The following is a 12,387-nucleotide window of genomic DNA, read 5'->3' as shown; positions in this document are numbered from 1 at the left end:
GTTATTTCAGATCGGCATAGCATAGCCCAAACGCCCACGTCAAAACAGCCTTTCGCACATTAACATCGGCAAAAGCGGCGCAGAATATTTAGCGACTCTGTGGCCTGAATGGCAAAGCAGCCGGCAGATAACGTCTATTATTAGAATAAGTTAACCACACTGGAGGCGAAATGATGAACAAGGTTGCTCAATTCTACCGCGAGCTGGTGTCAACGCTCAGCGAACGGTTACGCAGCGGAGAGCGTGATATAGACGCGCTGGTGGAGCAGGCGCGGGTGAAAATCAGCCAGTCCGGTGAGTTAACGCATCGCGAAGTGGAGACGCTGACTCAGGCGGTAAGGCGCGATCTGGAAGAGTTTGCCCGCAGCTACGAGGAGAGCCAGGACGAGCTGACGGACAGCGTATTTATGCGGGTTATAAAGGAGAGCCTGTGGCAGGAGCTGGCCGATATTACGGATAAAACTCAGCTCGAGTGGCGCGAGGTGTTTCAGGACCTTAATCACCACGGCGTCTACCACAGCGGCGAGGTGGTTGGGCTGGGCAATCTGGTGTGCGAGAAGTGCCACCATCATCTGGCGGTTTACACCCCGGACGTGCTGCCGCGCTGCCCGAAGTGCGGCCACGATCAGTTCCAGCGCCGGCCGTTTGAACCTTAATATTCCGCGTTGAGCATGATCCTGAACAGCGCGCGCACGAGCCCGTGCGCGCCTTGAGCGTTAGTGGAGGATTTTGGCGAGGAAGTCCTTGGCGCGCTCGGACTGCGGGTTGGCGAAAAATGCTTCTTTATCGGCATCTTCGACGATCTTCCCTTCATCCATAAAGATCACCCGGTTGGCAACCTTGCGCGCGAAGCCCATTTCGTGGGTCACCACCATCATGGTCATCCCTTCGTTTGCCAGTTCGACCATGACGTCCAGCACTTCGTTGATCATCTCCGGATCCAGCGCCGACGTCGGTTCGTCAAACAGCATGGCAATCGGATCCATGCACAGCGCGCGGGCGATGGCCACGCGCTGCTGCTGGCCGCCTGAAAGCTGCGCCGGATATTTTTCCGCATGGGCGGAGAGCCCCACGCGCTCCAGCAGCTTCAGGCCCTTAGCGCGGGAAGCGGCTTTATCGCGGTTGAGCACTTTGACCTGCGCCAGCGTCAGGTTGTCGATAATCGACAGATGCGGAAACAGCTCAAAGTGCTGGAATACCATCCCGACCCGGGAGCGCAGCTTCGCGAGGTTGGTTTTTTTATCGTTTACCTGAGTGCCGTCAACGGTTATCTCGCCCTGTTGAATCGGCTCCAGGCCGTTAACGGTTTTAATCAGCGTGGATTTTCCCGAGCCGGACGGCCCGCAAACCACCACCACTTCACCTTTTTTCACTTCCGTGGAGCAGTCGGTCAGCACCTGAAAGTGACCATACCATTTTGAAACGTTTTTCAGGGTAATCATTACACAGTCCTTTTCTTCAACCAGCTGACCAACAGCGATGCGCTGAGACTAATGACAAAATAAACGGCGCCTGCGAACAGGACCATTTCGACCTGGGTTCCGTCACGCTCGCCGATCGTCGAGGCGGTGCGGAAGAAATCTGCCAGGCTCAGAACATAGACCAGCGAGGTATCCTGGAACAGGACGATCCCCTGGGTTAACAGCAGCGGCACCATCGCGCGGAAGGCCTGCGGCAGAATAATCAGCTTCATCGACTGCCAGTGGGTCATCCCCAGCGCCAGCGCGGCGCTGGACTGCCCGCGGGAGATACTCTGGATGCCCGCGCGGATAATTTCCGAATAGTACGCCGCTTCAAACATAGAGAACGCAATCATCGCCGAAATGAGTCGGATATCGGTCTTCGGCGACAGGCCAAGCACGTTCTGTAAAAAGCCGGGAACAATCAGATAAAACCACAGCAGCACCATCACCAGCGGAATGGAGCGGAAGACGTTAACGTAGGTTTTGGCGAACCACGCCAGCGGTAAAAAGCTCGACAGACGCATGACCGCCAGCAGGGTGCCCCAGACAATACCGATAACGATGGCGATAACGGTGATTTTTAGGGTGATAACCAGCCCCGCCAGCAGATACGGCATGGATGGTAAGATGGAACTCCAGTCAAAATCGTACATTGTTATTTGCCCCCCATATTGCCCGGCAGGCGAACTTTGCGCTCAACCACATACATAATCAGCATAATCACCGCGTTAATGAACACATAGGCGAGGGTAATGGCGGTAAACGACTCCCAGGCGTGGGCGGAGTAATCCAGCAGCTTGCCCGCCTGCGCCGCCATATCCGCCAGACCGATGGTGGAGGCGATGGCCGAGTTTTTTACCAGGTTCATCATTTCCGAGGTCATCGGCGGAACGATCACCCGATAGGCGTTGGGCAGCAGCACGTAGCGATAGGTTTGCGGCAGGGTGAGGCCCATTGCCAGCCCGGCATTTTTCTGCCCGCGCGGCAGCGACTGGATCGCCGCGCGCACCTGCTCACAAACGCGCGCGGCGGTAAACAGTCCCAGGCACATCATCGAGGAGAGGAAGAACTGAATATTGGGATCGAGCTCGGATTTAAACCACATGCCGATATTTTCCGGCAGCAGCTCCGGTACCACCAGGTACCAGGTAAAGAACTGCACGATCAGCGGAACGTTGCGGAACAATTCGACGTAGCAGGTGCCGATGCCGGATAGCAGCCGATTCGGGACGGTACGTAAAATACCGAACAGCGAGCCGACGAGAAAAGCGATAACCCAGGCGGTAACTGACAGGGCGACGGTGACCTGGAAGCCGCTCCATAGCCAGCCCAGATAGGTGGTATTGCCGAACGGGGCCTGTTGCAGGAATATCCCCCAGTTCCAGTCTATTGACATAAATGACTCCTGGAAAAAAAAGGGTAGCAGCGCTACCCTCGAAGATCCTTGCCCAGCGTACTTCGGTATTCACGGCGGCTGGGGAACGACCAGCCAGCGTATAGTCTGTCCGTGCTGCGACAACAATCGGGAGGGCAGGCTATCCTGCCCCTTGTTGTTTTAATTAGTTAAGAGCCTTGTCATTCGGTGATTTGAACAGCGCCTTCATATCTTCAGAGAGTTCGAAGTTCATGTTCAGGTTCTTCGGCGGGATTGGGTTTTTGAACCACTTGTCGAACCATTTTTCCGCTTCGCCAGAGGTCTGCGCCCTGGCGACGGTGTCGTCTATCAGAGTTTTGAACTGCGGGTCGTCTTTACGCAGCATACAGCCGTAGGCTTCTTTGGACTGCGGCGTGCCGATGATTTCCCAGTTGTCCGGTTTCTTGGCCTTGGCGCGTTCGCCGGCCAGCAGCGCGTCATCCATCATAAAGGCCACCGCGCGGCCGCTTTCCAGAGTACGGAAGGAGTCGCCGTGATCCTTGGCGCTGATGATGCGCATATTCATTTTTTTCTCATCGTTCAGCTTATGCAGCAGAATTTCTGAGGTGGTCCCGGAGGTAACGACGACGGCTTTATCTTTCAGGTCAGCAAAGTCTTTGATCGCGCCGCCTTTTTTCGCCAGCAGACGGGTGCCGACGACGAAAATGGTGTCAGAGAAAGCCGCCTGTTTCTGCCGTTCCAGGTTGTTGGTGGTGGAGCCGCATTCGAAATCGTAGGTCCCGTTTTGCAGCAGCGGAATACGGTTCTGCGAGGTCACCGGAATCAGTTTTACCTGCAGGTCAGGCTTGTTCAGCTTTTTCTTGATCGCATCGACAATGGCGTTGGAGTAATCCTGCGAGTAGCCGACGACCTGCTGCTGGTTATCGTAATAGGAGAACGGTACGGAAGATTCACGATGGCCAACGACGATCACGCCGTTTTTGGCAATTTTATCCAGAGTGCTCTGGCCTGTAGCCGGTGCGGCATCTTCCGCGTGCGCCAGGCCAGCGGTCATACCCATGACCAGCATTGCTGTGGCCAGTTTACGTAATTGCATATCCAACTCCTTATCCGCAGCGCCAGGGACGCCATTGATGCCCATTGTGGTGGTGTGTGAGCTTTATTATCGCTGCCGCCTTTAAGTGCAGCGTTTGTATGTGTTTGTTAGCATTTAGTTTGGCTTAATGTAAAGATTTTGCTGTGATATTGTTTATTTTTGCGAAGCGCTCCGCACCATTTAAAGGCAAAAATCATCCATTGCACCAAAATGACGCGCGAAAGGTCTGCCTGTGGTGCAGCCCGGTTGTACCAGCAGCCATAACGTCGCGACGTCAATGTATTAAGCAATGAACGTGCCAGGTTGGACAGGTAAGGGAGAATTCCCCGGCGACAGGCATCACCGGGGCACAGCGGAGAGGGCTCGCGAAGCGGAGATTAGCGACGGCGCTGGCGCAGGCTCATCAGCAGAGCGCCAAAGCCAAACAGCGCGGTCAGCGCCCACAGCGGCCAGTTGCCGGTACGGGCGTAGGGGGTCAGGCCCGTAGTCGGAGTCACCTTTGTGGTTAACACGGCGCGGGTGAACTGCGGGATTGTGTCCTGAATTTCACCCCGCGGGCCGATGACGGCGGTAATGCCGTTATTGGTGCTGCGCAGCAGCGGACGCGCCAGCTCCAGCGCGCGCATGCGCGCCATCTGGAAGTGCTGCCACGGGCCTATCGACTTGCCAAACCAGGCGTCGTTGGAGATGGTCAACAGGAAGTCGGTATCCGGACGGAAATTATCGCGCACCTGCTCGCCGAGGATGATCTCGTAGCAGATGGCGGCGGTCAGCTTCAGGTTGTGCGCCACCAGCTGCGGTTGAACGTATGGGCCGCGGCTGAAGGAGGACATCGGCAGATCGAAGAACGGCGCCAGCGGGCGCAGAATCGATTCCAGAGGCACAAACTCGCCAAACGGAACCAGATGGTTCTTGTTATAGCGATCGGTGGAGTTGTAGCTATAAGGGTTATCCTTGCCCAGCGTAATAATGGTGTTGTAGGTGTCGTACCGATTCTGCTTGTTCAGCCGCGCATCGACGATGCCGGTGACCAGCGAACTGTTTTTCGACCGCAGCAGATCATCCATCATGGTGAGGAAATTCTGCTGGTTGATCTCCAGATCCGGAATGGCGGATTCGGGCCAGATAATCAGCTGGGATGAGCCCATATGCGGCTGGGTCAGGTCCATATAGGTCTTCAGCGTGTTGAACAGCTGTTTTTCATCCCACTTCAGGGCCTGTGGAATATTCCCCTGCACCAGCGACACTTCGGTCGCGCGCTCCGGCTGCAGCTGATACCACTGAATGTAGCGCAGCGGGAAGGGCAGGGCGAAGAGCAGCGCGGCGATGATCAGCGGTTTCCAGCTGCGCCGGACCGCGGCCAAGGCCAGCAGACCGCTGACCACCATCAGCAGGAAGTTAATCGCCTCGACGCCCACGATCGGGGCCAGGCCCTTCAGCGGGCCGTCAATCTGGCTGTAGCCGAACTGCAGCCATGGGAAGCCGGTCAGCACCCAGCCGCGCAGGAATTCGGTGATTTGCCAGACTACCGGCGCGGCGATGGCGACGCGCAGCCAGCTGGTTTTCGGCCACAGGCGGGAGAGCAGGCCGGCGAACAGCCCGGTGTACAGCGACATGTACGCCGCCAGCAGCACCACGAGGAACACGTTGACCGGGCAAGGCATGCCGCCAAACTGCGCGATGCTGACGTAGACCCAGTTAATCCCCGAACCGAACAGCCCCATGCCCCAGAAGAAGCCAATCCAGGTACTTTGCAAAGGGCGACGGTTAAGGGTTAAGCCCTGCAGGCCGATGAGCGAAATAATCGCCGCGGGCCAGATGTCATAAGGAGAAAAAGCCAGCGTTCCGCTGGCTCCGAATAATAACGCCAGCAGCAGACGTACGCGCTGGCGTTCAAGAAGAGAGGCAAATACCATTTAGGTTAATCGTCCCGTGTGATTAGTCTTCCAGCTTCGGCTGCGGCGCGTCGTCAGGAAGTTTGACATGTACCTGGATAATACGTCGGCTATCGGCCATTGCGACCTTGAATTGGTAACCATCAATGTCGATAGATTCGCCGCGAGCCGGCAGATGGCCAAAGGCCTGCATCACCAATCCGCCAATGGTATCAACTTCTTCATCGCTGAAGTGGGTGCCGTAGGCTTCGTTGAAGTCCTCAATGGAGGCCAGCGCGCGGACCGTCCAGGTGTGGCGGCTCAGCTGACGAAAATCGATATCTTCTTCTTCATCGTATTCGTCTTCGATCTCGCCGACGATAAGCTCGAGGATGTCTTCAATGGTCACCAGACCGGAGACGCCGCCAAACTCATCGATAACGATCGCCATATGATAACGCTGGGAGCGGAACTCTTTCAGCATGCGGTCAACGCGCTTGCTTTCAGGCACGACAACCGCCGGGCGCAACACTTTTTCCATGCTGAAGGCTTCGGAGTCGCTGCGCATAAACGGCAGCAGATCTTTAGCCATCAGAATCCCTTCGATGTGATCTTTGTCTTCGCTGATCACCGGGAAACGCGAGTGGGCGGATTCGATGATGACATCGAGGCACTCGTCCAGGGTCTGGTTGCGTTTCAGGGTAATCATCTGCGAGCGGGGGATCATAATGTCGCGGACGCGCTGGTCGGCGATATCCATTACCCCTTCGAGCATATCGCGGGTATCTTCGTCGATAAGGTCGTTTTGCCCGGAATCACGGATCAGCGCCAGCAGTTCATCACGGTTTTTGGGTTCTCCGTGAAAGAGCTGGCTGAGTAACAGGGAGAAGAATCCCTTTTTGCTGTTTACTGTGTCACTACTGTGTGAGTTGTCGTCGCTCATGGCGTCGTGTGGGTTCTCATGTTAGTTAAATCGTCGCCCGTCGCGCGTATACTCAGCGCCCGGCATAGCGGCCAGTCGCCGGCAAAGCCGGCGGCAGGTTATTCCTTCTCGGCAATGTACGGATCCTCATAGCCCAGAGCAAGCATTATCTCTGTTTCGAGGCTTTCCATCTCTTCCGCTTCTTCATCAACGATATGGTCATAGCCCAGCAGGTGCAGACTGCCGTGAATCACCATATGCGCCCAGTGCGCTTCCAGCGGTTTTTCCTGCTCTTTCGCTTCCTGCTCAACCACCTGGCGGCAGATGATCAAATCGCCGAGCAGCGGCAGCTCGATACCCGGCGGCGCTTCGAAGGGGAACGACAGCACGTTGGTTGGCTTATCCTTGCCGCGATAGGTCAGGTTTAGCTCGTGGCTCTCGGCTTCGTCGACCAGGCGTACGGTCACTTCCGACTCCTCCTGGAACTGGGGGATCACGGCATCCAGCCAGCGCTGAAACTGCGCCTCATCCGGCAGCCCGCCGTTCTCTTCGCAAGCCAGCTGTAAATCGAGAATGACCTGACTCATTTCTGCTCCTGTTCCTGGGCTTCGCGTTTGCGCTCGGCGGCCAGTTCTGCTTTACGTTTTTGATCCGCTTCTTCCCACGCTTCATAGGCGTTGACGATACGGGCAACCACCGGGTGGCGCACCACGTCTTCGCTATTGAAGAAGTTGAAGCTGATTTCATCGACTTCCGCCAGCACTTCGATGGCGTGACGCAGGCCGGATTTGGTATTGCGCGGCAGGTCAATCTGGGTGACGTCGCCGGTGATCACCGCTTTAGAGTTAAAGCCGATGCGGGTCAGGAACATTTTCATCTGTTCGATGGTGGTGTTCTGGCTCTCATCGAGAATGATAAAGGCGTCGTTCAGCGTGCGGCCGCGCATATAGGCCAGCGGCGCGACCTCAATCACGTTGCGCTCGATCAGCTTCTCAACTTTCTCAAAGCCCATCATTTCGAACAGCGCGTCGTACAGCGGACGCAGGTAGGGATCGACCTTCTGGCTCAGATCTCCCGGCAGGAAGCCCAGCTTCTCCCCGGCCTCAACGGCGGGACGGGTCAGCAGAATACGACGCACGTCCTGACGTTCAAGCGCATCGACCGCGGCGGCAACCGCCAGATAGGTTTTCCCGGTCCCGGCGGGGCCGACGCCGAAGGTAATATCGTGGTCGAGGATATTGGCGACGTACTGCGCCTGGTTCGGCGTACGAGGCTTAATCACGCCGCGCTTGGTCTTGATATTAATCGCCTTACCGTACTCCGGAACGCTCTCGGCGCTCTGCTCCAGCACGCGGGCCTCTTTGATGGCGAGGTGAATCTGCTCCGGCTCGATATCGTTAATCTGCCCGCGCATCGGGGCGGTATCGACGTACAGGCTGCGCAGAATATCCGCCGCCGCGTTGACGCAGATTGGGCGTCCGGTCAGCTTAAAGTGGTTGTCACGGCGGTTGATTTCGATGCCCAGCCGGCGCTCAAGCTGTTTGATATTGTCGTCAAACGGGCCGCACAGCCCAAGCAGGCGTGCGTTGTCCGCTGGTTCCAGGGTGATTTCGCGAGTTTCTGTGTTCAAGCTGTTCCTCTTTTCTGCGTTTTGCCGGGCGGTAAACGGGTATGCCCGCTTTGCAGGCGTTACCCCGGCGGGTAAGGAAATTATTCACGTCACGGGAATATGGCGCAAGCATTGCTATGAATATTGGGTCCGGGAGAGGAAATACAAGGCCTGCCGGAGCCGGCAGGCCTGAATGGATTATGGCTGATACAACGTGACGCCCGAATCGTTTTCTTTGCGGGTCCGCGCGATGACGGATTGCGGTGATTCCACAATGCGCAGCCCCATCTCCTCTTCGGTACGCACGATTTTTCCGCGCAGCGAGTTGGTGTAGACGTCGACGATCTCGACATCGACAAACTTGCCGACCATATCCGGCGTCCCTTCGAAGTTGACGACCCGGTTATTTTCGGTGCGTCCGGTGAGCTCCATGATGCTCTTACGGGAGGTTCCTTCGACCAGAATACGCTGGGTGGTGCCGAGCATCCGACGGCTCCAGGCCATCGCCTGCTGGTTGATGCGCTCCTGCAGAATATAGAGGCGCTGCTTCTTATCTTTTTCCGGGACGTCGTCGACCATATCCGCCGCCGGCGTGCCCGGACGCGCCGAGAAGATAAAGCTGTAGCTGATGTCGAGATTCACATCGGCAATCAGCTTCATGGTCTTTTCGAAATCTTCGTTGGTTTCGCCGGGGAAGCCGACGATAAAGTCGGAGCTGATCTGGATATTCGGCCGCGCCTCATACAGCTTGCGCACGATGCCTTTATACTCCAGCGCCGTGTGGGTGCGCCCCATCAGGTTCAGCACGCGGTCAGAACCGCTCTGTACCGGCAGATGCAGGAAGCTTACCAGCTCCGGGGTGTCGCGATAGACGTCAATAATGTCATCGGTAAATTCAATCGGGTGGCTGGTGGTGAAGCGAATGCGATCGATCCCGTCGATCGCCGCGACCAGACGCAGCAGATCGGCAAAGCTGCCGGTGGTGCCGTCGTAGTTTTCACCGCGCCAGGCGTTAACGTTCTGTCCGAGCAGGTTGACCTCGCGGACGCCCTGCGCCGCCAGCTGGGCAATCTCGAACAGGATATCGTCAGAAGGACGGCTGACCTCTTCGCCGCGGGTATAGGGCACCACGCAGTAGGTACAGTACTTGTTACAGCCTTCCATAATAGAGACGAACGCGGTTGGGCCGTCGGCGCGAGGTTCCGGCAGACGGTCGAACTTTTCGATTTCCGGGAAGCTCACGTCGACCACCGGGCGGCGGTTGCCGCGCACCGAGTTAATCATTTCCGGCAGGCGGTGGAGCGTTTGCGGGCCAAAAATAATATCAACATAGTGGGCGCGCTGACGGATAAGCTTGCCTTCCTGCGAGGCGACGCAGCCGCCGACGCCGATAATCAGGTTGGGATTTTTTTCTTTCAGTAGCTTCCAGCGGCCCAACTGGTGGAAGACTTTTTCCTGCGCCTTCTCACGGATTGAACAGGTATTGAGCAGCAGGACATCCGCTTCTTCAGCGACTTCAGTGAGCTGATACCCGTGCGTGGCATCCAGCAGATCGGCCATCTTTGATGAATCGTATTCGTTCATCTGACAGCCCCAGGTTTTAATATGGAGTTTTTTTGTCATCGACATGCTCATGCTCAATTATAGATATCCAAAATGACGGGTACGGACGCTCTTTTATTTCGAATTGCAGGCGGCGGCCGCGGAATCACAGGCCATCAGGGGGCCGGGGCAACTGCAATTTGAAAAACGACGAGTATAGCCAGGATTGCAGGGGGCATATTGTAATGCTTTGGTCGTGCCCTGACCAGTGCGAGCGTAATCACCGCAGGGCGGCTGAAAATCCGGTAAACTGAACAGATTGAGGTTTTAAGGATAATTGCCATGACAATTCACGCAGCGGATGTCGCCATTATTGGCGGCGGAATGGTCGGCGGCGCCCTGGCGCTGGGGCTGGCACAGCACGGTTTTACGGTGACGGTGATCGAGAAGGCCGCGCCGGCGGCTTTTGACCCGACGCAGCCGCCGGACGTGCGCATTTCGGCGATCGGCGCTTCTTCCGTCGGGCTGTTGAAAAGCCTCGGCGTCTGGGAGGCGATACGCGCGATGCGCGTGCATCCCTATCGTCGTCTCGAGACCTGGGAGTGGGAAGCGGCTCACGTCTCCTTCGACGCCGCGGAGCTGGCGCTGTCCGAGCTGGGTTATATGGTTGAGAATAACGTATTGCAGCTGGCCCTGTGGCAGGCCCTGGAGGCGCATGAGCGGGTCACGCTGCGGGTGGGCGTTTCGCTACAGGCGCTGCAGCGCGAATCCGCACATACGCTATTGCGCCTGAGCGACGGCATCGAGTGCGTAGCCCGGCTGGTTATTGGCGCCGACGGCGCAAACTCCGAGGTGCGTCGGCTGGCCGGAATTGGCGTACAGGCGTGGCAGTACCAGCAGTCCTGCATGCTGATTAGCGTCCGGTGCGCCGACGATCCCGGCGACAGCACCTGGCAGCAGTTTACGCCCACCGGACCGCGCGCGTTCCTGCCGCTGTTCGATCGCTGGGCCTCGCTGGTCTGGTATGACGCTCCCGCGCGCATTCGTCAGCTGCAGGGGATGAGCATGGCGCAGCTCCAGCAGGAGATCGCGCGCAATTTCCCGTCGCGCTGCGGCGAGGTCACTCCCCTCAGCGCCGGCGCGTTTCCGCTGACCCGCCGCCACGCGCTGCAGTACGTGCAGCCGGGGCTGGCGCTGGTGGGCGACGCCGCGCACACCATTCATCCGCTGGCGGGGCAGGGGGTTAATCTCGGCTACCGCGACGTCGACGCGCTGCTGGATGTCTTAACGCGCGCGCGGGAGCGCGGCGAGGAGGAGTGGGACGGTCTGCCGGTGCTCAAACGCTATCAGACGCGGCGCAGAACCGATAATTTGCTGATGCAGTCGGGGATGGATCTGTTTTACGTTGGCTTCAGCAACGATCTGGCGCCGGTGCGCGCGCTGCGCAATATCGGCCTGATGGCGGCGGCGCGCGCGGGTATTTTAAAGCGTCAGGCGCTGAAGTACGCGCTGGGGCTATAGCGAAGAGGCTCCCCGGCCTGCGCGATGCGAGGCCGGGGACCGCGTTGAAATTATGGCAGGCTGAAAGCGGCGGACGACAAAAACAAAAAAGCTCGCCGAAGCGAGCTTTTTTGTTACTAAGTGGCTGGGGTACGAGGATTCGAACCTCGGAATGCTGGTATCAGAAACCAGAGCCTTACCGCTTGGCGATACCCCAACGGGTGCGCCCACAAGTGAGCGACTTTTTTAAATTGGCTGGGGTACGAGGATTCGAACCTCGGAATGCTGGTATCAGAAACCAGAGCCTTACCGCTTGGCGATACCCCAACAATTTTTTCGGATTTATCGAACTAAATCAATAAGTCCCTATCTGGTGGCTACGACGGGATTCGAACCTGTGACCCCATCATTATGAGTGATGTGCTCTAACCAGCTGAGCTACGTAGCCAAATCTTATCACATTCTTCGATGGCTGGGGTACCTGGATTCGAACCAGGGAATGCCGGTATCAAAAACCGGTGCCTTACCGCTTGGCGATACCCCAAGAACCGTCGCGGCAAACCGCTAACCTCGAAGAAATATGGCTGGGGTACCTGGATTCGAACCAGGGAATGCCGGTATCAAAAACCGGTGCCTTACCGCTTGGCGATACCCCATCCGTGCAACGCGTTCGGTGAATGGTGCGGGAGGCGAGACTTGAACTCGCACACCTTGCGGCGCCAGAACCTAAATCTGGTGCGTCTACCAATTTCGCCACTCCCGCAAAAAAAAGATGGTGGCTACGACGGGATTCGAACCTGTGACCCCATCATTATGAGTGATGTGCTCTAACCAGCTGAGCTACGTAGCCATCTTTTTTTTCGCGTTACCTTATCGGCGTTGCGGGGCGCATTATGCGTATTGGGCCTGCGAGCGTCAACCTCTTTTTCAAGGAAAATCGCCGGAATGTGACTGTTTGGTTAGGTTGCAACCAGCATGATGTAATAATCAGCAATTATTGGTTATT

At 57.0% G+C, this 12,387-nt stretch carries 11 protein-coding genes and 7 tRNA genes; 2 read left to right on the top strand and 16 right to left on the bottom strand.

Annotated elements, in window-relative coordinates; genetic code table 11:
* The first annotated feature begins 173 nt into the window (after nt 1–173).
* The gene (locus AC1M2H_RS19860) at nt 174–656 is read left to right on the top strand and encodes a zinc ribbon-containing protein (protein ID WP_426815523.1); all 483 of its coding nucleotides are present in this window, start codon (nt 174–176) and stop codon (nt 654–656) included.
* Nucleotides 657–716: 60 nt separating this feature from the next.
* Here the strand turns inward: AC1M2H_RS19860 and AC1M2H_RS19855 are convergent, their stop codons facing one another.
* The 9 genes from AC1M2H_RS19855 to miaB all read right to left on the bottom strand — a co-directional run bounded on the left by AC1M2H_RS19855 (nt 717) and on the right by miaB (nt 9,962).
* Nucleotides 717–1,442 (bottom strand): amino acid ABC transporter ATP-binding protein, encoded by a 726-nt coding sequence (locus AC1M2H_RS19855; RefSeq protein WP_045854468.1) that lies wholly within the window; start codon nt 1,440–1,442, stop codon nt 717–719.
* Nucleotides 1,442–2,116, bottom strand: coding sequence for a glutamate/aspartate ABC transporter permease GltK (gene gltK / locus AC1M2H_RS19850; protein ID WP_426812692.1), 675 nt, complete (start codon nt 2,114–2,116; stop codon nt 1,442–1,444). The genes AC1M2H_RS19855 and gltK overlap by 1 nt, the downstream gene beginning before the upstream one ends.
* A gap of 2 nt (nt 2,117–2,118) precedes the next feature.
* Nucleotides 2,119–2,859, bottom strand: coding sequence for an amino acid ABC transporter permease (locus AC1M2H_RS19845; RefSeq protein WP_480148719.1), 741 nt, complete (start codon nt 2,857–2,859; stop codon nt 2,119–2,121).
* 163 nt (nt 2,860–3,022) lie between these two features.
* Nucleotides 3,023–3,934 carry a glutamate/aspartate ABC transporter substrate-binding protein gene (locus AC1M2H_RS19840; RefSeq protein WP_480148718.1) on the bottom strand — a complete coding sequence of 304 codons (912 nt, stop codon included), beginning with the start codon at nt 3,932–3,934 and terminating at the stop codon, nt 3,023–3,025.
* A 377-nt stretch (nt 3,935–4,311) separates the two neighbouring features.
* Entirely contained in the window at nt 4,312–5,850 is a 1,539-nt protein-coding gene (lnt, locus tag AC1M2H_RS19835) for an apolipoprotein N-acyltransferase (RefSeq protein WP_480148717.1), read from the bottom strand.
* A 22-nt stretch (nt 5,851–5,872) separates the two neighbouring features.
* Nucleotides 5,873–6,751 carry a CNNM family magnesium/cobalt transport protein CorC gene (gene corC / locus AC1M2H_RS19830; protein WP_095095048.1) on the bottom strand — a complete coding sequence of 293 codons (879 nt, stop codon included), beginning with the start codon at nt 6,749–6,751 and terminating at the stop codon, nt 5,873–5,875.
* Between the two features lie 98 nt (nt 6,752–6,849).
* Nucleotides 6,850–7,317: an rRNA maturation RNase YbeY gene (gene ybeY, locus AC1M2H_RS19825; RefSeq protein WP_041144593.1), complete on the bottom strand. Its 468-nt coding sequence runs from the start codon at nt 7,315–7,317 to the stop codon at nt 6,850–6,852.
* Complete coding sequence (locus tag AC1M2H_RS19820) at nt 7,314–8,360, bottom strand: PhoH family protein (RefSeq protein ID WP_480148716.1); 1,047 nt, start codon at nt 8,358–8,360, stop codon at nt 7,314–7,316. The genes ybeY and AC1M2H_RS19820 overlap by 4 nt, the downstream gene beginning before the upstream one ends.
* A gap of 177 nt (nt 8,361–8,537) precedes the next feature.
* On the bottom strand, nt 8,538–9,962 hold the full coding sequence (gene miaB / locus AC1M2H_RS19815; protein WP_480148715.1) for a tRNA (N6-isopentenyl adenosine(37)-C2)-methylthiotransferase MiaB: 1,425 nt from the start codon (nt 9,960–9,962) through the stop codon (nt 8,538–8,540).
* Nucleotides 9,963–10,223: 261 nt separating this feature from the next.
* Between miaB and ubiF the strand changes: the two genes are divergently transcribed.
* Nucleotides 10,224–11,402 carry a 3-demethoxyubiquinol 3-hydroxylase gene (gene ubiF, locus AC1M2H_RS19810; protein ID WP_480148714.1) on the top strand — a complete coding sequence of 393 codons (1,179 nt, stop codon included), beginning with the start codon at nt 10,224–10,226 and terminating at the stop codon, nt 11,400–11,402.
* Nucleotides 11,403–11,523: 121 nt separating this feature from the next.
* Here ubiF and AC1M2H_RS19805 read toward each other — a convergent pair.
* The 7 genes from AC1M2H_RS19805 to AC1M2H_RS19775 form a co-directional block, all read right to left on the bottom strand.
* Nucleotides 11,524–11,598 (bottom strand) — tRNA-Gln (locus tag AC1M2H_RS19805).
* 35 nt (nt 11,599–11,633) lie between these two features.
* Nucleotides 11,634–11,708: transfer RNA gene (locus AC1M2H_RS19800), tRNA-Gln, on the bottom strand.
* Between the two features lie 44 nt (nt 11,709–11,752).
* A tRNA-Met gene (locus tag AC1M2H_RS19795) sits at nt 11,753–11,829 on the bottom strand.
* A 21-nt stretch (nt 11,830–11,850) separates the two neighbouring features.
* A tRNA-Gln gene (locus AC1M2H_RS19790) sits at nt 11,851–11,925 on the bottom strand.
* Nucleotides 11,926–11,962: 37 nt separating this feature from the next.
* Nucleotides 11,963–12,037 (bottom strand) — tRNA-Gln (locus AC1M2H_RS19785).
* A gap of 22 nt (nt 12,038–12,059) precedes the next feature.
* Nucleotides 12,060–12,144, bottom strand: a tRNA-Leu gene (locus tag AC1M2H_RS19780).
* A gap of 10 nt (nt 12,145–12,154) precedes the next feature.
* Nucleotides 12,155–12,231 (bottom strand) — tRNA-Met (locus AC1M2H_RS19775).
* Nucleotides 12,232–12,387 lie beyond the last annotated feature (156 nt).

It is taken from the genome of Klebsiella sp. F11, from assembly GCF_056712265.1.
Note: the sequence above shows the minus strand (reverse complement) of the source record. Positions and strands in the feature narration are given on the sequence as shown.